Genomic DNA, 19,143 nt, shown 5'->3' on the forward strand with positions numbered 1-19,143 from the left:
CCGCCTACTGCGAGTCGACCGCCAGCAGCCCGAACCGGTTGACGCTGGCGTGGTTGTGCCCGTCGGCGCTGGTGATCACGACCTCGGTCGGGTTGGTCAGCCCGATGGCGCAGAAGCTGTCCCCGTCGCGCTCGACGCTGACCGACAACAGCCGCTTGCCCGCCCCCTCCTGCCACTCCTTCATGCTCTCGTACAGCCCACGCATGGAATCACTCTCGAAGAAGACGAGATTCTGCTTGTTCGAATCCGACACGGCCCAGCTCCATCCGATCGCACCTGCGCGGGGCGGACAACCCCCGCGCCCCCGTGATACCCCAGATCGGCGATGCCACGCCACACCCCGGGATCGGGCGGCTGTCACAGTGTGGGCACGAGAGGTCCCCCAACCTGCGGACCAGTGGCCGGAACACACTCGCGGCGAGCGGAGTCCGGGCCGGCCGCGCGGCAGCGATGAATTCGTGTCGTTCGCGGAGTCTGTGGTGGTGGAACCGGTGGGACGAACGAAGGAGAAGCTGTGGCACAGGACGTGTGGGCGCTGGTGCGTGAGGAGCGGGCGGCGCTGGTGCGGGACCTGGCGGCGGTGAGCGACGACCGCTGGGATGTCCCGTCGCTGTGCCCGGGCTGGACCGTGCACGACGTGGCGGCGCATCTGGTCGACACCGCGCGGACCACGCGGCTCGGGTTCGTGTGGGGGCTGGTGCGTGCCCGGTTCGACTTCGACGCCCAGAACGCGCGGGGGATCGAGCGGCAGCGCGGGGCCACGCCCGTGGAAACGCTGGCGGCGATGCGGGCCGTGGTCTCGCGCACCACGACCCCGCCCGCGCCCCTGGACACACGGCTGGTCGAGGAGGTGGTGCACGGGGAGGACATCCGGCGGCCGCTCGGTATCGAGCACGAGTACGCGGGAGAGGCGGTGGCGCGGGCGCTGCGGCTGCAGGCCAAGACATCCCGATCCTTCGGCGGCGCAAAGGAATTGGTGGCGCGGGTGAGCGTCGTCGCCACCGACGCCGACCTGCGTCTGGGCGCGGGGCCGGAGGTGCGCGGCACCGCCGTCGCCCTGCTGCTGGCCCTGTCCGGCCGCCGCGACGCACTCACCGAACTGGACGGCCCGGGGGTCGAGACGCTGGCCGCCGCCCTCTGAACCGCGTTCGGGCCGCCCGCGGTGGGCATCCCGGGCAACGGATTGTCATCATGTGCGCATGAGTCACCGTCTCGAGCTGCGCAGCGCCGACCTCCACGAAGTCCTGTCCTACCTCGGCTCCGAGCCGCGCGGCGAGGGGGCGGCGCGGCTGCTCGGCACGATGCGCGAGACGGCCGCCGGTCGCCAGCGCGGCCTCGAGGAACGCGGAACCGCCTGGGACCTGGCGATTCCCGCCGCGCTCGACCAGCTGGTGGCGGGCCGTCCCGAAGGCACCGGGGAGTCGGCGGCCGCGGCCTACGTGACCGCCCTGCAGATCGTCGTCGCCGGTCTCGGCTCCGAACCCGACACGGTCGGCGAGTACACCGACGCCCGCGCGCACTTCGCGGAGCTGGACGCGGAGCTCGACCGCGTCGGCGTCCCCGCCGAGCTGCGCCCGACCCGGTTCCTGTTCGCCGAATTCCCCTTCCCGCTGCCGGATTCGGCCTCCGGTCCCGCCCTCGGCCACCTCCCGCTGGTCGACGCCGCCGAGGTCATCGACGCCTACCGGGCCGCGCTCGACCACATCCACCCGCCCCACGCCGACACCCTGGCCGCCCTCACCGCCGAGCTCGAGTACCACCACGAGGAATGGGACGCCCTCCGCGAGGAACACGAGGACGCGGACGACCAATACATCTTCTTCTCGATCACCTGACGGAAACTGGAAGGGTGCAACTTCCGGTCGGTGCGGTGATCTGCGCGTTCGTCGCGGCGCTGTTGTTCGCGGTGTCGGCGGTCGCGCAGCAGCGGGCCGCGTCGGCGGTGCCCGAGGGCGCCGGGCTGTTGCGCTCGCTCGCGCGCAATCCGCGCTGGTGGGCCGGAATCATAGGGGACGGTGGGGGATTCGCGTTCCAGGTCGCGGCCCTGGCCCTGGGTTCGGTGCTGGTGGTCCAGCCGATCCTGGTCACCTCCCTGGTGTTCGCGCTGCCGCTGGCCCAGCGGTTCGGGGCGGTGCGGGTCACGCCGCTGATGTGGGCCAACGCCCTCGCCCTGACCGCCGCGCTGGCCGTCTTCCTGATCGTGGGCGACCCGGCGGAAGGCGTCTCCGACGCACCGACCCGGCAGTGGGCGGGACCGCTCGGGGTGATCCTCGGCCTCGTGGTCGCGGCGGTGATCGCGGCGCGCGTGGTGCAGGCAGCCGCATGGCAATCGCTGCTGTACGGCACGGCCGGCGGCACCTTGGTCGGGGTGTCCGCGGCGCTGACCGCCCACGTGACCGACCTGTTCGAGCACAGTCTCGCCTCGGCCGTAACCAGCTGGCAGCTCTACCTCCTGGTTGCCACCGGTCTCGCGGGCGTCTACCTGCAACAGCTCGGCTACCAGGCGGGATCGCTCGCCGCCTGCCTGCCCGCCTTCACGGTCGCCGAACCCATCGTCGCCGCGTTCCTCGGATTCACGGTCCTCGAGGAACGTTTGCGCAGCGGACCCCTGGGCACGGTCTTCGTGATCGCGGCCGTCGCGATCATGTGCGTCGCCGCCGTCGCGCTGTCCCGCGCGCAAGCGGGCGCCGAATCCGCGATGCCCGCGCCGCCCGCGCAGTGACCTCGAGCACGACACGCGAGCGCGAAACGCCGTAGGCCCAAGTCGGCTCCGCGTGGCTTCGAAAGCAGTCGGTGGGGGCGCTTAGTATGTCTGCGTGTCAGCCTCGGGATCATTCGTCCATCTCCACAACCACACCGAGTACTCGATGCTCGACGGCGCGGCGAAGATCACGCCTCTGTTCAAGGAGGCCAAACGGCTGGGCATGACGGCCGTGGGCATGAGCGACCACGGCAACATGTACGGCGCCTCGGAGTTCTACAACTCCGCCAAGAAGCAGGGCATCAAGCCGATCATCGGCATCGAGGCGTACATCGCGCCCGAGTCCCGCTTCAACACCAAGCGCGTGCAGTGGGGCGATCCCTCGCAGAAGAGCGACGACGTCTCGGGCTCGGGCGCCTACACCCACATGACGATGGTCGCGGAGAACGCGCAGGGCCTGAAGAACCTGTTCAAGCTCTCCAGCCTCGCCTCCCTGGAAGGCCAGCTCGGCAAGTGGGCGCGTATGGACGCCGACATCATCGCCGAACACGCCGCCGGCATCATCGCCACCACCGGCTGCCCGTCCGGCGAGGTGCAGACCCGCCTGCGCCTGGGCCAGGAGCGCGAAGCCCTCGAGGCCGCCGCGAAGTGGCAGGAGATCTTCGGCCCGGAGAACTTCTTCCTCGAGGTCATGGACCACGGCCTGTCCATCGAGCGCCGCGTGCGCGAGGGCCTGATCATGGTCGGCAAGCAGCTCGGCATCCCGCCGCTGGCCACCAACGACTGCCACTACGTGCACGAGTCCGACGCGACCAATCACGAAGCGCTGCTGTGCATCCAGACCGGCAAGACCCTGGCCGACCCCACCCGCTTCAAGTTCGACGGCTCGGGCTACTACCTCAAGTCCGCCGAGGAGATGCGCGCGATCTGGGACGAGGAGGTCCCCGGCGCCTGCGACAACACGGTCGCCATCGGTGAGCGCGTGCAGTCCTACGAGGACGTCTGGGCGCACCGCGACCGCATGCCGATCTTCCCGGTCCCCGAGGGCGAGACCCAGGCCAGCTGGCTGCGGCACGAGGTCATGAAGGGCCTGGACCGCCGCTTCCCCAACGGCCCGAAGCAGGAATACCTCTCGCGCGCCGACTTCGAACTCGACGTGATCATCGAGATGGGCTTCCCCGCCTACTTCCTCATCACCGCCGACCTGATCACCTACGCCCGCTCGGTCGGCATCAACGTCGGCCCGGGCCGTGGTTCGGCCGCCGGTTCGCTGGTCGCCTACGCCATGGGCATCACCAATATCGACCCGATCCCGCACGGGCTGCTCTTCGAACGCTTCCTCAACCCCGAGCGCGTGTCGATGCCCGATATCGATATCGACTTCGACGATCGCCGCCGCGGTGAGATGGTCCGCTACGCCACCGAGAAGTGGGGCAGCGACCGCGTCGCCCAGGTCATCACCTTCGGTACCATCAAAACCAAAGCCGCGCTGAAGGATTCGGCGCGCGTGCTGTTCGGCCAGCCCGGTTTCGCCATCGCCGACCAGATCTCCAAGGCGCTGCCGCCGCCGATCATGGCCAAGGACATTCCGGTCGCGGGCATCATGGATCCCGAGCACGAGCGGTACAAAGAGGCCGCCGAGGTCCGCGAGCTGATCAACACCAACCCGGACGTCAACAAGATCTACGAGACCGCGCGCGGGCTCGAGGGCCTGATCCGCAACGCGGGCGTGCACGCCTGCGCGGTCATCATGTCGTCCGAACCGCTCATCGACGCCATCCCGATGTGGAAGCGCGCGCAGGACGGCGCGATCATCACCGGCTGGGACTACCCGTCGTGCGAGGCCATCGGCCTGCTGAAGATGGACTTCCTGGGCCTGCGCAACCTCACCGTCATCGGTGACGCGCTGACCAACATCAAGAACAACCGCGGCATCGAACTCGACCTGGACACCCTGCCCCTGGAAGACCCCGCGACGTACGAACTGCTCGCGCGCGGCGACACCCTCGGCGTCTTCCAGCTCGACGGCGGCGCGATGCGAGACCTGCTGCGCCGCATGATCCCCACCGGCTTCGACGACATCGTCGCCGTGCTCGCGCTCTACCGCCCCGGCCCCATGGGCATGAACGCGCACAACGACTACGCCGACCGCAAGAACGGGCGGCAAGAGGTCAAGCCCATTCACCCGGAGCTCGAAGAGCCCCTCAAGGTGATCCTCGGCGACACGTACGGCCTGATCGTGTATCAGGAACAGATCATGCAGATCGCGCAGAAGGTCGCCGGGTACTCCCTCGGCCGAGCCGACATTCTGCGCCGCGCCATGGGTAAGAAGAAGGCCGAGATCCTGGAAGCCGAGTTCGTCGGCTTCGAGGAGGGCATGCTGTCCAACGGCTTCTCCAAGCCCGCCATCAAGGCGCTGTGGGACACGATTCTTCCGTTCGCCGGCTACGCGTTCAACAAGTCGCACGCCGCCGGCTACGGCCTGGTGTCGTTCTGGACCGCCTACCTCAAGGCCAACTACCCGGCCGAGTACATGGCCGGTCTGCTCACCTCGGTCGGTGACGACAAGGACAAGGCCGCGATCTACCTCTCGGACTGCCGCCGCCTCGGCATCCAGGTGCTGCCGCCGGACGTCAACGAGTCCGAGATCGAGTTCGCCTCGGTCGGGCACGACATCCGCTTCGGCATGGGCGCGGTCCGCAACGTCGGCGCGAACGTGGTCTCCTCGATCATCGCCGCGCGCAAGGAGAAGTCGAAGTTCACCGACTTCTCCGACTACCTGAACAAGGTCGACGCCACCGCCTGCTCCAAGAAGGTCATCGAATCCCTCATCAAGGCGGGCGCTTTCGACTCGCTCGGGCATCCGCGCAAGGGTTTGCTGCTCATCCACTCCGACGCGGTGGACGCGGTCATGTCCACCAAGAAGGCCGAGGCCATCGGCCAGTTCGACCTGTTCGGCGGGATGGACGACGACGACTCCATGGCGAGCGTGTTCAACGTGAAGGTCCCCGACGAGGAATGGGAGACCAAGCACAAGCTCGCCCTGGAACGAGAGATGCTGGGCCTGTACGTGTCCGGGCATCCGCTCAACGGCGTCGAGCACGTGCTCGCGGCCCAGTCGGATACGAACATCCCGACGATTCTGAGCGGTGAGATCAAGGACGGCCACCAGGTCACCATCGGCGGCATCTTCGCCAGCGTCACCCGCCGCGTGAACAAGAACGGCCTGGCCTGGGCGTCGGCTCAGCTCGAGGACCTCTCCGGCGGTATCGAGGTGCTGTTCTTCCCGCAGTCGTACTCGGTCTACGGCATGGACGTCACCGAGGACGCCATCGTCCTGGTCAAGGCCCGCGTCTCGGCGCGCGACGATCGCATCTCCCTGATCGCGAACGACCTCGTGGTGCCGGACCTTTCCCACGTCGGCGTGGACAAGCCCATGTCGGTCACGATCCCGACCCGCCTGTGCACCCCCGACAAGATCAGCGCCCTGAAGCGCGTCCTGATCAGCCATCCGGGCACCGCCGATGTCCACATCCGGCACGTCGGCTCCCGCGAGCGCACCACCGTCCTCAAGGTCGCGGACAACCTGCGCGTCTCCCCGTCCTCGGCCCTGATGGGCGACCTCAAGGCGCTGCTCGGCCCGGGCTGCCTCGCGGGCTAGCGACTCCGCTCGCGCATGAGCGCGGCTGCCCGGGGGCATGCCGCGCTCATGCGTGCGTCGTTAGCCGAAAGCGCCTGTGCTACAACCAGGTCGGGTCGCCGAACACCGCGCCGCTGTCGTCCACTTCGGCGGATTTGGCGTAGAGGTAGGTGTACTGGCGGATCGTCACGGGCCCGGTGCAAGCGTTCACGACGATGTGGAAGTCGCGGATCATGATGGTGCCCATGACGCCGGGCGCGAGGTCCTTCTCCGCGATCGGGATCTCCTTCACCTCACCGGGAGTGAGGTTGATCGTCGCCAGGGGGCCGGGGTCGACCGAGAAGGTCGGGTTGTCGGGGTTGAGCCCGAGCGGCTCGGCGGAGGTGACACCCAGCGTGCCGATGCCGATGGCCACCGCGCAGCCGACGTGATAGCCGGTCTTGAGGACGCCGCCCGCCATGCCGTCGATGCGCCCGTACGCGGCCGAGTTGACGAGCGACTCCCGCGTCGTGCCCATCTGGTTCAGGGGTGGGATGCGGTTGATGACCTCATCGCGGTTTCCCACCGTGAAGCTGCCGAACGGTGACTCGTAGGTCCGTTCGTGCGGCGCCATGGTGATGATCTCGGCCTGTGCGGGCGGGGCCAGGCAGATGGCCGCGCCGACTGTCAGCGCGAACATTCCTAACGGTTTCATCCGCATGCGGCTCACGGTAATAGAGAAACCGCATCATGCCCGCTCTGGACACGTACCGAACGGTTGCTTTTCTGTGAACGTCCGGGGTGAGGAGGTGTGTGGGCCGACCTCAGCGCGAGGTGCGATCGGCGGGCCGTGCCGCGCCGGCGATCCAGCGCAGGGCCAGAACGGTCGCGCCCGCCAGCACGGCGGTCTGCGCGGTACCGGTGATGAGCAGCAGTAGTAGCGCGACGACCAGACCCAGACCCAGGGCCTCGAGCTTGAACACGGGCCACGCCGAGCCCGCGATATCCACGGTCGCGCCGTGTGCGCGGGTGCGCCGCTCCCGAGTCGGGTGAACCACTGCCATCTCTTCAGGGTAACGAAGAAGAAAAGTTCGGTCCAGCGAACTTTTCTGTCGGGAACAACACAGCGATCGAGTTCGTTGGCATGTTCCATGCCACTCACAGGAGAGTACGAACCGAGTCCGACCGCCTGGGCGCGCGAACAGGCCGAGAAGTACGAGGCATCGAACGGCGCCAAGGGCGCGACCATGCAGGGCAAGCCCGTCGTCCTGCTCACCACCCGCGGCGCGAAATCCGGCAAGCTCCGCAAGACGCCGCTGATGCGGGTGGAACACGACGGCGAGTACGCGGTCGTGGCCTCCCTGGGCGGTGCGCCCAAGCATCCCGTCTGGTATTGGAACATCAAGGCCGACCCACACGTCGATCTGCGGGACGGCGCGGTGGTCAAGGACTACACCGCCCGCGAGGTGACCGGCGCCGAGCGCGAGGAATGGTGGAAGCGCGCGGCGGCGGTGTGGCCGGATTACGACAACTACACCAAGAAGACCGATCGGGTGATCCCGGTCTTCGTGCTCACGCCCCGCGACTGACCCCACCGGATTCCGTCGTCGATCGGCCCGTACCCCACCGCGGTGGGGTCCGGGCCGACTCGTGTGCGCGGGCGCCGGCCTCACGATCACGCGATCGGGATTGTGCATTCGCCGGTCGGCGCGATACCACCCGGCTCGGCTCAGTACCATGTGTCGGGTGTCGGATCCGCTCGCAGTTGCAGAGAAAGTGCCCAGTTCCGTGCCCGAGTTGAGCGCGGACGAGATCGATGCCGCCGCGAAGCGAATTTCCGACATTATCGAGCCGACGCCGCTGCAACGGATCGCGCGGCTGTCGGCGGGCAAGGGCGCCGAGGTCTACCTCAAGCGCGAGGACCTCACCGCCGTGCGCTCCTACAAGCTGCGCGGCGCGTACAACCTCATCGTCCAGCTGACCGCCGCCGAACGCGCCGCGGGCGTGGTCGCCGCCAGCGCCGGAAACCATGCCCAGGGCGTGGCTTTCGCGTGCAATGCCATGGGCATCACCGGCCGCATCTACGTCCCGACCACCACTCCCAAGCAGAAGCGTGATCGAATCCGCGTGCACGGCGGGGACTTCGTGCAGCTCATCGCCGTCGGTGACACCTACGACGCCGCCGCGGCCGCGGCGGTCGAGGACGTGGAGCGCACCGGCGCGACCATGGTCCCGCCCTTCGACGACCCGCGCACCGCGGCCGGGCAGGGCACCATCGCCGCGGAGATCCTCGACCAGCTCGATCGCGCCCCCGATCTGGTGATCGTGCCGGTCGGCGGTGGCGGCTGCCTGGCCGGTATCAGCACCTACCTGCGTGAGCGTTCGCCGCGCACCGCGATCCTGGGCGTCGAGCCCGCGGGCGCGGCCTCCATGACCGCGGCCATGGTCGCCGGCGGTCCGGTCACCCTGCCCGAGATCGATCCGTTCGTGGACGGCGCGGCGGTGCGCCGGATCGGCGCCGTGCCCTACACCGCGGTGGCACGACTGGGCGGGCAGGCGCGCTCGCACGCCTCGCTGCCGCTGCTGACAACGACCGAATCCATCGGCGGCGCAGGTGCTTTCCGCATGATGACGATCGACGAGGGCGCCATCTGCACCACCATGCTCGAGCTCTACCAGAACGAGGGCATCGTCGCCGAGCCCGCGGGCGCGCTGGCCACCGCGGCGTTGCGCGAGATCGACCTGGCGCCGGGCTCGACCGTGGTGTGCCTGCTCTCGGGCGGCAACAACGACGTCTCGCGCTACGGCGAGGTCATCGAACGCTCGCTGGTGCATCGCGGCCTGAAGCACTACTTCCTGGTGGACTTCCCGCAGGAGCCGGGCGCGCTGCGGCGCTTCCTGGACGAGGTGCTCGGGCCCGACGACGACATCACCCTGTTCGAATACGTCAAACGCAACAACCGGGAAACCGGCGCCGCGCTGGTCGGCATCGAACTGGGCGCGCTGGACGGTCTCGAACCGCTGCAGAAGCGCATGGACGAATCCCCGATTCGCGGTGAACGCCTCGAACCGGGTTCGCCCGCGTACCGCTACCTCACCTGAGCCGCGCCGTCCCGCCCCGGATCGGATTCCGGGGCGGGACGGGCATTTTCGCCGACTCTCCGCATCGACGGCGCGTTTTCCGCTCCCGGCCGCCGGCGCGCGAACAGTGCGATATTCTCGTGCGCCGACGGTGCTTTTACCGCATGCTGTCAGGGGGATCGCGCGGTTTTCCCGGGGGACGGGCTGACGCCCGCGGGGATTCTCCCGATGAGTCGAGTAGTCGACTACGCGTGTGGGACGACTATCCAGGGGTGGAGGATCGGTTCATGAAAAGGCTTGTGGTGTGTTGCGACGGCACCTGGAAGGCCGAGTCCAGCAGCACGGTATCGAACATCGTGAAGATCGCGCAGACGGTGTGCCTGACCGGCACCGACGGCGCCGGTGAGCCTGTGGGACAACGGGTTTACTACATTTCCGGGCCGGGGGCCCGGGGGTTTGCCTCCGATCGGCTGCTGGGCGGGGCATTCGGCCTCGGCCTGGAAGCAAATCTTTCCGCCGCCTACTGGCAACTCGCCCTGAATTGGGAACCGGGCGACGAGATCTTCATCTTCGGTTTCAGCCGCGGCGCCTATACCGCACGCAGTCTGGCCGGCATGATTCATCGCCTCGGCATCCTCACCTATGCCGCCATGATCGCGGGGAAATATCCCGAGGCGCTACGGATCTATCAGCAGCGCAAAGCGAATCCGATGGACGCCGACCCGCCGGAATGGGCCGAATTCCGCCGCGCGCACTGCTATCCGGACCCGGTGAAAATCAACTTCCTCGGCGTTTTCGACACCGTCGGCGCGATGGGCATTCCGGGAATCACCGCCTGGCGGCATCGATTCCACGATGTGCGGCTCTCCAGCAGCGTGCACTGCGCGCGCCAGGCGCTCGCCCTGGACGAGCGCCGCCGCGCCTTCGAGCCGTGCCTGTGGGAGGTGCCGGTCGAACTGGCCGAGAAGTACCGGCGCACCGATCGGGTCAAGCAGGTCTGGTTCGAGGGCGTGCACTCCGACATCGGCGGCGGCTATCCCGAATGCGCGCTGTCCGACATCACCCTGCGCTGGATGATCGCCGAGGCGGAGGCCGAGGGCCTGGCCTTCGACCGATCCCGGCTGGCCACGCTGCTGGCCAACTGCGCGGGCAAGACCGAGCACGAACGGCTGCACGATTCGCTCTCGATCGGCTTCCGGATCCTCAATCTCGTTCGGCTGCTGCGCAATCCGCGTAATCCGCGCTTCTTCTGGGACTCCTGGCGGCGGGTGCTCGCGGCCACCGATCAGGACAGCTACCTGGCATCGGCGGCGCACACCGCGGGCGAGTACCGGCCGCTGAACCTGCGGCGCTGGCGCGCGAGTCTGACGGGCGGGGTGCCCGCCGATCTCATCGAACCGACCGACTTCGGGCCGTTCACCGCACCGGCCACCGGGTCCGGGGTGCACCCGATCTTCGTCGGCGCGACCGCGCGCGTGCACGCGACGGCCGCCACGGCCACCGCTCGCGAACCGGTGCCCGCGATGGCCGCGCTCGCCCCGGCGTCCGAGGCGACGACGTCGGCGACATACCGGGATCGCTCGGGCGACGACGAATCCGCCGCCTGATCGCGGTGCCGCTCGTGCGCCCGGACCTCCGGGCTCAGCGCACCAGCAGGGCGACCGGCAGCCGGGCGAAGAGCTTCTCCAGCCGGGACCGGCCGGAGAAGGTGTGCCCGGTGAGCCGGTCGGTCCAGTGTCCCTGCGGCAGGTCCAGCACCGTGTCCGCCCAGCCGCCCGCCTCGTCCAGGCGAATGCTGTGCCGGGTGACCGCGACGATGACCTCGGGGGTCTCCCCGCGGCGCCCGCGCGCGTAGGCCAGCAGATTCCCGGCGTGATCGCCCGAGGCGAACAGCGGGGTGTAGGTGCCGCCGACGAAACAGTCCGGCCGTTCCCGGCGCAGCCACAGCGCGTACGCCACGATCCACATCTTCACCGCGCCCGAGGGATCGAGATCCGGTGTGCCGGTGAGTGATTGCAGCAGCAGTGCGCGGTGGGTGAAATCGACGGGGCGGCGGTTGTCGGGATCGACGAGCGAGTCCTCCCACAGTTCGCAGCCCTGGTAGATGTCGGGAATGCCGGGGGCGCACAGCTGCAGCAGCTTCTGCGACAGCGAATTGGTCCAGGCGTGCAGCGCCAGATCGGTGACCAGTTCGCCGAGTTCGGGTCCGACCGGGCCGTCGATGATCTGGTCGATCCAGCGATGCACCGCGTTCTCGAACTCGATATCGGGCTCTTCCCAGGACGATTGGGTCCCGGCCTCGCGAACGGCCTTCTCCGCGAACTGATGTAGCCGCTCCCGGAAACCGGGCACCGCGGCGGCGGGTCTGCCGTCGGCCGGCCAGGCGCCGAACATGTTCTGTAGCAGGAACGCTGTGGTGGTGCCGTCGGGTCCGGGCGCTATCTCGTTCCAGGCCCCGACCGCGCGCGCCCAGATGTCGGGCACCTGGGAGAGCATGCCGATCCGCGCGCGGACGTCCTCGCCGCGTTTGGTGTCGTGGGTGGACAGCGTGGTCATGGTGGCGGGCCAGCGGGCCGCGCGCTCGGCCATGGACAGATGGAATTCGATGGCGGAGTCGCCGAACCGGGTCGGGTCGGCGCCCATCTCCTGCAGCGACACCAGCCGCGCGGCCCGGTAGAACATGGTGTCCTCCATGGCCTTCGCGGTGATCGCGCCGCCGACCTGGTGGAAGCGGGTCGCGGCCTCGGCGTTGACCGCCAGCGCGGTGGCCAGCACCTGCAGCGGTGCGGTCAGTTCGGCGTTGCGCCCGATCACCTCGGTGATGACCGCGCTCACCCGCCCGGCCAGCGGCGTGTAGTCGGTGCGGTACACCGGCATGTGCGAGAGCACCTCGATGGTGGCGTTGATCAGCGCCATCGTGTCGAAGGCGTCCGCGCGCGCGTCGCGTTTGACCGCGGCGACCAGGCGCCGGACCTCGGGCACCAGCATGGTCTCGGCGACGGCGCGTTTGATGCGGTGCTCGTTCTCGGTGAACCAGGCCCGGTCGCTGCCGTGGCCGGTGAAGGTGCGCGAGAGGTCGGTGAGGATCTTCTCCCCGTCCGGGTCGATGAGCACGCCGCCGATGTCGGCGAGGGTGTCGTAGCCGGTGGTGCCGTTCACCGCGAGCGCGCCGTCGAGGGTTTCGCCCGGGGCCAGGACCTTCTCCACCAGCAGCAGCCGGTGCGGTCCGATGAGGGTGCGGAGTTTGGCCAGGTACTCCGCGGGCCGGGCCAGCCCGTCCGGATGGTCCACGCGCACACCGTCGATGAGGTCGTGTTCGCACCAGGCCGCGAGTTCGCGATGGGTGGCGTCGAAGACCTCGGGGTCCTCCTGCCGGATGGCGGCCAGCCCGCCGACGGTGAAGTAGCGCCGGTATCCGCACAGCCCGGATTTCCAGTTGACCAGGCGGTAGTGCTGTTTGTCGTGGATCCGCAGCGCGTTCTCGCCGTCGGTGCCCGGCGCGATGGGAAAGCGCATGTCGTGCAGCGCCAGCATGGGTTCGAGCCCGGCGCGATCGACCGAGAGCGCCGCCGGATCGTTCTCGTTGGCCAGGACCGGCAGTGCGATCCGCCCGCCCGCGCCGTTGGCCGGACTCCAGTCGATGTCGAAGAAGTGCGCGTACTTGGAGTCGCGCCCGTGCTGCAGCACATCCCACCACCACGCGTTCTGGCGCGGATCGGTGACGCTCACGTGATTGGGCACCACGTCCACGATCAGGCCCATACCGCGCCCGCGCACCTCGTCCGAGAGAGCCTTGAAGCCGGTGGGACCGCCCAGCGCGGCGGCGACCGTGGTGGGTTCGGTGATGTCGTACCCGTGGGTGGAACCGCGCGCGGCGGTCATCACCGGTGACAGGTACAGGTGCGAAATGCCCAGCTGCTGCAGGTATTCGGCGATGGCGCGGGCGTCGGCGAAACTCAGCGCGTCGGGTCGCAGTTGCAGCCGGTAGGTGCTGCGGACGGGCGTGGGCCGGGCGATGGGGCCGGTGAGGTGTTCGGGCGTGCTGGTCATGTCGTGTTCGATCATGCCGTACGGCGCAGCACGAGCAGACAGCGTGCGGGCACTCGCAGGGCGCCGGTGGCGGGGTGGACGGTGTCGGCGGCGGGCCGCCCGGTGGGGGTGGAGCAGTCCAGCTCCACCGACCAGGTGCGGGCGTGAGCGGCGTCGGGCAGGGTGAACTCCAGGGCGGCGTCGTGGGCGTTGAAGCAGAGCAGGAACGAATCGTCGGTGATGCGCTCACCGCGCGGGCCGGGTTCGCGGATGCCGTCGCCGTTGAGGAACACCGCGAGCGAACGGCCGAAACCGGTCTCCCAGTCGACGTCGGTCATCTCCGCGCCCGAGGGGGTGAACCAGGCGATGTCATCGGGATGATCGTGTTCGGGCGCGGGCCTGCCGTCGAAGAACCGGCGTCTGCGGAACACCGGGTGCCCGGCGCGTACCGCGACCGCGCGCCGGGTGAATTCGAGGAGATCGGCGTTGGTGTCCATGAGCGACCAGTCCATCCACGACAGCGGTGAATCCTGACAGTAGGCATTGTTGTTGCCGTGCTGGGTGCGGCCGAGTTCGTCGCCGTACAGCAGCATCGGGGTGCCCTGGGAGAGCAGCAGGGTGGCGAGCAGATTACGGGATTGCCGTGCGCGCAGGGCCAGGATATCCGGATCGTCGGTGGGTCCCTCCACCCCGCAGTTCCAGGAGCGGTTGTAGGTCTCGCCGTCGTTGTTGCCCTCGCCGTTGGCGTGATTGTGTTTCTCGTTGTAGGACACCAGATCCGCGAGGGTGAACCCGTCGTGCGCGGTGACGAAGTTGATGCTCGCGCTGGGCCGGCGGCCGGTCGCCTCGTAGAGATCGGAGGAGCCGGTGAGCCGAGAGGCGAACTCGCCCAGCGTCGCCGGTTGCCCGCGCCAGTAATCGCGCACGGTGTCACGGTATTTGCCGTTCCACTCGGTCCAGGCGACCGGGAAATTGCCGACCTGGTACCCGCCCTCGCCGACGTCCCACGGTTCGGCGATGAGTTTGACCTGGCTCACCACCGGATCCTGGTGCACCAGATCGAAGAACGTCGCCAGCCGGTCGACGTCGTGCAGTTCGCGGGCCAGGGCGGCGGCCAGGTCGAAGCGGAAGCCGTCCACGTGCATGTCCAGCACCCAGTAGCGCAGCGAATCCATGATCAGCTGCAGGGTGTGCGGGTGTCGGACGTTGAGGCTGTTTCCGGTGCCGGTGTAGTCCATGTAGTGCTGGGGATCGTTCTCCACCAGGCGGTAGTAGGCGGCGTTGTCGATGCCGCGGAAGCCGAGCGTCGGGCCGAACTCGTTGCCCTCGGCGGTGTGGTTGTAGACCACGTCGAGGATCACCTCGATGCCGGCGGCGTGCAGGGCGCGCACCATGGCCTTGAACTCGGTGACCGCCGCGCCCGGCGCGGTGCTCGCGGCGTACTCCGCGTGCGGGGCGAAGTAGCCGAAACTGTTGTAGCCCCAGTAGTTTCGCAGGCCGCGATCGAGCAGCAGCCGGTCGTGCAGGAACTGGTGCACCGGCATGAGCTCGACCGCCGTCACGCCCAGGCGCACCAGGTGACCGATGATCGCCGGATGCGCCATGCCCGCGAAGGTGCCGCGCAGTTCCGGCGGCACGGCCGGGTGGGTGTGGGTCATGCCCTTGACGTGCGTCTCGTAGATGACCGTCTCGTGGTAGCCGCGCTGCGGCGCGCGATCGTGCTGCCAGTCGAAGAACGGGTTGATCACCACGCCGGTCATGGTGTGGCCCAGGGTGTTCTGGCCGTAGTTGTAGGGCGCGACGTCGGCGCCGAAGTCGCCCTCGAAGGCCTTGCCGTAGGGGTCGAGCAGCAGTTTGCTCGGGTCGCAGCGCTGTCCGCGCGCGGGATCGTAGGGGCCGTGCACGCGGAAGCCGTAGCGCTGGCCGGGCCCGATCCCGGGCAGATAGGCGTGCCAGACGTACCCGTCCACCTCGTCGAGGGGGACGCGGGTCTCGCCGTTCGCGTCGATCAGGCACAGCTCGACCCGGGTCGCGACCTCGGAGAACAGCGAGAAATTGGTGCCCGCGCCGTCGTACGTCGCGCCGAGGGGATAGGCGGTTCCCGGCCAGACACCGAGCGGTGCCGAGTCGGTCGTCGCGGGAGCCATGCCCAGACCCTATCGGTCCGGAGCGGGCGCTCGGTCGGCTGGTCTCCGCCCGCCGGGGGCGGGGGATCGCCCGGTCGCGCGGGCGGACGTGGGTGCTGGGCGCGGGGGCCGCGGCGGTGCGGGCGGAGTGGCGGGCGCGGTGTCGCGTGCGGCCACGTCGCTACCGCGGCCGCCGGGCGGCGCGGGGTCGGCCGGAAGCGGTCGTGTGTGGGCTCGGAGAGGGCGCGTTCGCAGGGGTCAGCGAGAGGTGGGGGTGAGCGGCCGGCTCAGCCGCTGGCCGAGGAGGTTGTGGCCGAACAGGAACTGGGGATCCTCCTGGACCAGCTCGAATCCGGCGCGGTCGTAGATGCGGCGGGCGGCGGTCTGGGCGTTGGTCGTCCACAGCGCGAGTTCGCGATAGCCGGCCGCGGTGGCGAAGTCGACGCAGGCGTTCACCAGGGTGCCGCCGATGCCGAGGCCGCGGGCGGTGGGCTCCACCAGCAGCACGCGCAACCGGGCGGTGTCCGCGCTCTCCTGCATGCAGTAGACCGCGCCGACCGGTGCGCCCCGGTGCTCGGCGATCCAGGCGCGTTCGCGGTGCGGCTCATGGCAATTGAGGAAGTCGGCGACGATGCGGGCGACCAGCGCCTCGTACTCCTGATTCCAGCCGAACTCGCGGGCGTACACCGCGCCGTTGCGCTGGATCACCCAGCCGTGGTCGCCGGGGCCGGGATCGCGCAGGGTGACGGCGGTGTCGGACCCGGTGAGGCGGGCGGTGTCCGATGGCGAGCGGGTCGATGCGCCGGCGGACGTGGCCGCCGCGCCGGGAGTGGCCGGCGCGTGGGCTCCGGTCGTGCGCGCGACGTCGAATTGCGCCGCGCCGCCGGGGTTCTCGCGGTCCAATATCTCCCCGATGACGCCCATCGCCGCGACCAGCCGGTCGCGGTCGGCGCGGGAGTGCGGGTGCAGCAGCTCGCTGATGTCCTGCTGGGACCGTTTGTCCAGTTCGGTGAAGACCGCGCGGCCGGTGTCGGTGAGCGCCACGACCTGGCGGCGGGCGTCGACGTCCGAGCGGGTGCGCGCGATCAGATCCTTGGCCTGGAAGCGGGAGAGGATGCGGCTCAGGTAGCCCGCGTCCAGATCCAGCGCGCGGCGCAGATCCACCACCTCGGCGGCCCCGAAGGTGGCCAGCTCGAACAGAATGCGGGCCTCGGTGAGGGAGAACTCGGTGCCCAGCACGCCGTGCCGCAACGCCCCGACGACGCGGGTGTAGCCGCGGTTGAAGGCGCGGACCGCGGCGATGTGCGCGGCGGCGACATCCGGGTCGGCGGCGGGGTGACAGGCCCCGGTGTAGGAGCTTCCGGTATCCGACGCCATGGCGACCCCCGTTCATTGACTTCGTCAAAGAGTACGGGACAGTGCCCGGTCAGCGGCCGGATTCGCCGGACTTCGCACGGGCTCGTGGTAACTTGAACGCCGTTCAAGCCTGTGGCCGGTGACCGGCGCGGGTGTGCCGCCTGCCGAAGGAGTGCCGTGGCCGCGATCGACGAGACCGGCGCGCGGGCGCTGTCCGCCGCCGAGCTGACCGCGCTCGACGCGGCACACGTGTGGCATCCCTACGGCGGATTCCCGGCAACGACCGAACCGCTCGTGGTCGCCTCGGCCGCGGGCACCCGGCTCACCCTCGCGGACGGCCGCGAGCTGGTGGACGGCATGAGTTCGTGGTGGGCGGCCATCCACGGGTACCGGCATCCGGTGCTGGACGCGGCGCTGCGCGAGCAGGCCGGGCGCATGAGTCACGTGATGTTCGGCGGGCTCACCCACGAACCGGCCGTGCGGCTGTCGCGGCTGCTGGTCGAGCTCACCCCCGAGGGCCTGGACAAGGTCTTCCTCTGCGACTCCGGATCGGTGTCGGTGGAGGTCGCGGTGAAGATGTGCCTGCAATACCAACGCGCACTGGGCCGTCCGGCCAAGCGCCGCCTGCTCACCTGGCGCGGCGGCTACCACGGCGACACCTTCACCCCCATGAGCGTGTGCGATCCCGAGGGCGGCATGCACTCGCTCTGGACCGATGTCATGGCCGAGCAGATCTTCGCCCCCGCGCCGCCCGCGGACTACGACCCGGCCTACGCCGCCGAACTCGAACGCCTGATCACCACGCACGCGGGCGAACTCGCAGCCGTGATCGTGGAACCGGTGGTGCAGGGCGCGGGCGGTATGCGCTTCCACGATCCGCGCTACCTGTCGGATCTGCGGCGGATCTGCGACGCCGCGGACGTACTCCTGGTGTTCGACGAGATCGCCACCGGATTCGGCCGCACCGGAAGGCTTTTCGCCGCCGACCACGCCGGGGTCCGCCCCGACGTGATGTGCGTCGGCAAGGCCCTCACCGGCGGCTACCTCACCCTGGCCGCCGCCCTGTGCACCACCGAGATCGCCGAGACCATCAGCCGCTCGCACGGCGGCCTGATGCACGGTCCCACCTTCATGGGCAATCCGCTCGCGTGCGCGGTGGCCGTGGCGTCCCTGGAGCTGCTGCTCTCGCGCGACTGGCAGGCCGAGGTCGCCATGATCGAATCCGGCTTGCGCGCAGGACTTTCCGAGGCGCGGTCGCTGCCCGCGGTCGCCGACGTCCGCGTCAAGGGCGCGATCGGCGTGGTGGAGCTGCACGAACCCGTCGACATGCGCAAGGCGACCGCCGCGGCCGTCGACGCCGGCGTCTGGCTCCGCCCCTTCCGCAACCTCGTCTACACGATGCCTCCCTTCATCAGCACCCCCGACGACGTGGCCCGGATCACCGCCGCCGTCCGCGCCGCCGCCGCGGCCTGACCGCCCACGTTGGCGGCCCGGGGCCGGAACGCCTTGTGTGTCGGTCGGTTCGGCGGTCGCGGTGCGGTCGAGTGCACAGACCTGGGAGAGATGCGCACCACCTGCGCGCTGAATCGGCGCCGCCGCCGGTGTGGCCCGACCGCCTCGCGTCCGTGGCCCGGGCCGGAAGGCTTGCGCGGCGGTCCGTTCCGGGTGGGGTGGCCATCGTGTGTCCGCAGCACGTGTCAAAACACTTGCGTGCCGGTGGGTTTGGCTCGCAAGCGATCTGCGGCCCGAGAGTGCGGGTGCGGGGGAGTGCCCGGTATCCGGGCACGGCGGAATCGCGGTGGGTGGGCTCGGCCGCGGCCCTTACGCGGCCGAGAGAGTGCGGGGCGCGCTCAGCGGCTGGCGCGTCTCTCGCGGTTCCGTTCGGGATTCTCGCTGTCCGACAGCACTTCCCACACGCGGAAGACGCAGTGGAAATCATCGGACCAACCCCGGGCGATCAGCATGTAGGTGTCGCCGTCGCGCAGGATCGTGCGCCGGCTGACCAACTTCGGATGATCGGGGATGAATTTCGAGACGAGATCGGGGACCTTGGCGAGTGCTTGTTCGCGGGTGCCCACCACTTCGCCGAGGATCTTCGGGGACCAGGTCTTGGACTCGCCGAAGCCGGTCGTCTGCTCGACCACTATTGCCCATCGTGGCATCGCGCAGCCTCCTTAGGGCCTCCAGCATAGCGCCGTCGCGCACCCGGGCATGCGTCCTGAACGGTGTTC

Annotated in this window: 15 protein-coding genes; 8 read left to right on the forward strand and 7 right to left on the reverse strand. The window is 69.3% G+C overall.

From position 1 onward, the window contains the following. Positions 1-4: 4 nt before the first annotated feature. Positions 5-253, reverse strand: coding sequence for a hypothetical protein (locus tag ACWIGI_RS19010; protein WP_454203717.1), 249 nt, complete (start codon positions 251-253; stop codon positions 5-7). Positions 254-514: 261 nt separating this feature from the next. On the opposite strand from ACWIGI_RS19010, the gene ACWIGI_RS19015 reads away from it, so the two are divergent. From ACWIGI_RS19015 to dnaE, 4 genes are all read left to right on the forward strand, one after another. Next, positions 515-1,141 (forward strand): maleylpyruvate isomerase family mycothiol-dependent enzyme, encoded by a 627-nt coding sequence (locus ACWIGI_RS19015; RefSeq protein WP_454203718.1) that lies wholly within the window; start codon positions 515-517, stop codon positions 1,139-1,141. Positions 1,142-1,199: 58 nt separating this feature from the next. Next, entirely contained in the window at positions 1,200-1,835 is a 636-nt protein-coding gene (locus tag ACWIGI_RS19020; protein WP_454203719.1) for a DUF7691 family protein, read from the forward strand. A 14-nt stretch (positions 1,836-1,849) separates the two neighbouring features. Further along, entirely contained in the window at positions 1,850-2,722 is an 873-nt protein-coding gene (locus tag ACWIGI_RS19025; RefSeq protein WP_454203720.1) for a DMT family transporter, read from the forward strand. Between the two features lie 94 nt (positions 2,723-2,816). Next, complete coding sequence (dnaE, locus tag ACWIGI_RS19030) at positions 2,817-6,362, forward strand: DNA polymerase III subunit alpha (protein ID WP_454203721.1); 3,546 nt, start codon at positions 2,817-2,819, stop codon at positions 6,360-6,362. Positions 6,363-6,441: 79 nt separating this feature from the next. On the opposite strand, the gene ACWIGI_RS19035 is transcribed toward dnaE, so the two are convergent. Together ACWIGI_RS19035 and ACWIGI_RS19040 are read right to left on the reverse strand one after the other, a co-directional pair. Beyond that, positions 6,442-7,041 carry an MspA family porin gene (locus ACWIGI_RS19035; RefSeq protein WP_454203722.1) on the reverse strand — a complete coding sequence of 200 codons (600 nt, stop codon included), beginning with the start codon at positions 7,039-7,041 and terminating at the stop codon, positions 6,442-6,444. A 103-nt stretch (positions 7,042-7,144) separates the two neighbouring features. Further along, entirely contained in the window at positions 7,145-7,384 is a 240-nt protein-coding gene (locus ACWIGI_RS19040) for a hypothetical protein (protein ID WP_454203723.1), read from the reverse strand. Positions 7,385-7,471: 87 nt separating this feature from the next. On the opposite strand from ACWIGI_RS19040, the gene ACWIGI_RS19045 reads away from it, so the two are divergent. From ACWIGI_RS19045 to ACWIGI_RS19055, 3 genes are all read left to right on the forward strand, one after another. Further along, the gene (locus ACWIGI_RS19045; protein ID WP_454203724.1) at positions 7,472-7,909 is read left to right on the forward strand and encodes a nitroreductase family deazaflavin-dependent oxidoreductase; all 438 of its coding nucleotides are present in this window, start codon (positions 7,472-7,474) and stop codon (positions 7,907-7,909) included. A 148-nt stretch (positions 7,910-8,057) separates the two neighbouring features. Next, entirely contained in the window at positions 8,058-9,422 is a 1,365-nt protein-coding gene (gene ilvA / locus ACWIGI_RS19050) for a threonine ammonia-lyase IlvA (protein ID WP_454203725.1), read from the forward strand. Positions 9,423-9,688: 266 nt separating this feature from the next. Next, entirely contained in the window at positions 9,689-11,008 is a 1,320-nt protein-coding gene (locus ACWIGI_RS19055) for a DUF2235 domain-containing protein (protein WP_454203726.1), read from the forward strand. 34 nt (positions 11,009-11,042) lie between these two features. Here ACWIGI_RS19055 and treY read toward each other — a convergent pair whose 3' ends face one another. The 3 genes from treY to ACWIGI_RS19070 all read right to left on the reverse strand — a co-directional run bounded on the left by treY (position 11,043) and on the right by ACWIGI_RS19070 (position 16,933). Then, positions 11,043-13,451 carry a malto-oligosyltrehalose synthase gene (gene treY, locus ACWIGI_RS19060; RefSeq protein ID WP_454203727.1) on the reverse strand — a complete coding sequence of 803 codons (2,409 nt, stop codon included), beginning with the start codon at positions 13,449-13,451 and terminating at the stop codon, positions 11,043-11,045. Positions 13,452-13,462: 11 nt separating this feature from the next. After that, positions 13,463-15,577 carry a glycogen debranching protein GlgX gene (glgX, locus tag ACWIGI_RS19065; RefSeq protein ID WP_454203728.1) on the reverse strand — a complete coding sequence of 705 codons (2,115 nt, stop codon included), beginning with the start codon at positions 15,575-15,577 and terminating at the stop codon, positions 13,463-13,465. Between the two features lie 237 nt (positions 15,578-15,814). Then, a complete protein-coding gene (locus ACWIGI_RS19070; protein ID WP_454203729.1) occupies positions 15,815-16,933 on the reverse strand; it encodes a bifunctional helix-turn-helix transcriptional regulator/GNAT family N-acetyltransferase in 1,119 nt (372 codons plus the stop codon). Between the two features lie 156 nt (positions 16,934-17,089). Here ACWIGI_RS19070 and ACWIGI_RS19075 point away from each other — a divergent pair, with 156 nt between their 5' ends. Next, on the forward strand, positions 17,090-18,385 hold the full coding sequence (locus ACWIGI_RS19075; protein WP_454203730.1) for an adenosylmethionine--8-amino-7-oxononanoate transaminase: 1,296 nt from the start codon (positions 17,090-17,092) through the stop codon (positions 18,383-18,385). Positions 18,386-18,762: 377 nt separating this feature from the next. Here ACWIGI_RS19075 and ACWIGI_RS19080 read toward each other — a convergent pair whose 3' ends face one another. Next, positions 18,763-19,074 (reverse strand): hypothetical protein, encoded by a 312-nt coding sequence (locus ACWIGI_RS19080; protein WP_454203731.1) that lies wholly within the window; start codon positions 19,072-19,074, stop codon positions 18,763-18,765. Positions 19,075-19,143: the final 69 nt, after the last annotated feature.

This window comes from Nocardia sp. NPDC055321 (genome assembly GCF_053645575.1).

What these genes read in the sequence shown, in the direction of transcription:
- ACWIGI_RS19020 (WP_454203719.1), top strand. Translation starts at nt 1,200, where the DNA reads ATGAGTCACCGTCTCGAGCTGCGCAGCGCCGACCTCCACGAAGTCCTG.
- ACWIGI_RS19035 (WP_454203722.1), bottom strand. Translation starts at nt 7,041, where the DNA reads ATGCGGATGAAACCGTTAGGAATGTTCGCGCTGACAGTCGGCGCGGCC.
- ACWIGI_RS19040 (WP_454203723.1), bottom strand. Translation starts at nt 7,384, where the DNA reads ATGGCAGTGGTTCACCCGACTCGGGAGCGGCGCACCCGCGCACACGGC.
- ACWIGI_RS19045 (WP_454203724.1), top strand. Translation starts at nt 7,472, where the DNA reads ATGCCACTCACAGGAGAGTACGAACCGAGTCCGACCGCCTGGGCGCGC.
- ilvA (WP_454203725.1), top strand. Translation starts at nt 8,058, where the DNA reads ATGTGTCGGGTGTCGGATCCGCTCGCAGTTGCAGAGAAAGTGCCCAGT.
- ACWIGI_RS19055 (WP_454203726.1), top strand. Translation starts at nt 9,689, where the DNA reads ATGAAAAGGCTTGTGGTGTGTTGCGACGGCACCTGGAAGGCCGAGTCC.
- treY (WP_454203727.1), bottom strand. Translation starts at nt 13,451, where the DNA reads ATGACCAGCACGCCCGAACACCTCACCGGCCCCATCGCCCGGCCCACG.
- glgX (WP_454203728.1), bottom strand. Translation starts at nt 15,577, where the DNA reads ATGGCTCCCGCGACGACCGACTCGGCACCGCTCGGTGTCTGGCCGGGA.
- ACWIGI_RS19070 (WP_454203729.1), bottom strand. Translation starts at nt 16,933, where the DNA reads ATGGCGTCGGATACCGGAAGCTCCTACACCGGGGCCTGTCACCCCGCC.
- ACWIGI_RS19080 (WP_454203731.1), bottom strand. Translation starts at nt 19,074, where the DNA reads ATGCCACGATGGGCAATAGTGGTCGAGCAGACGACCGGCTTCGGCGAG.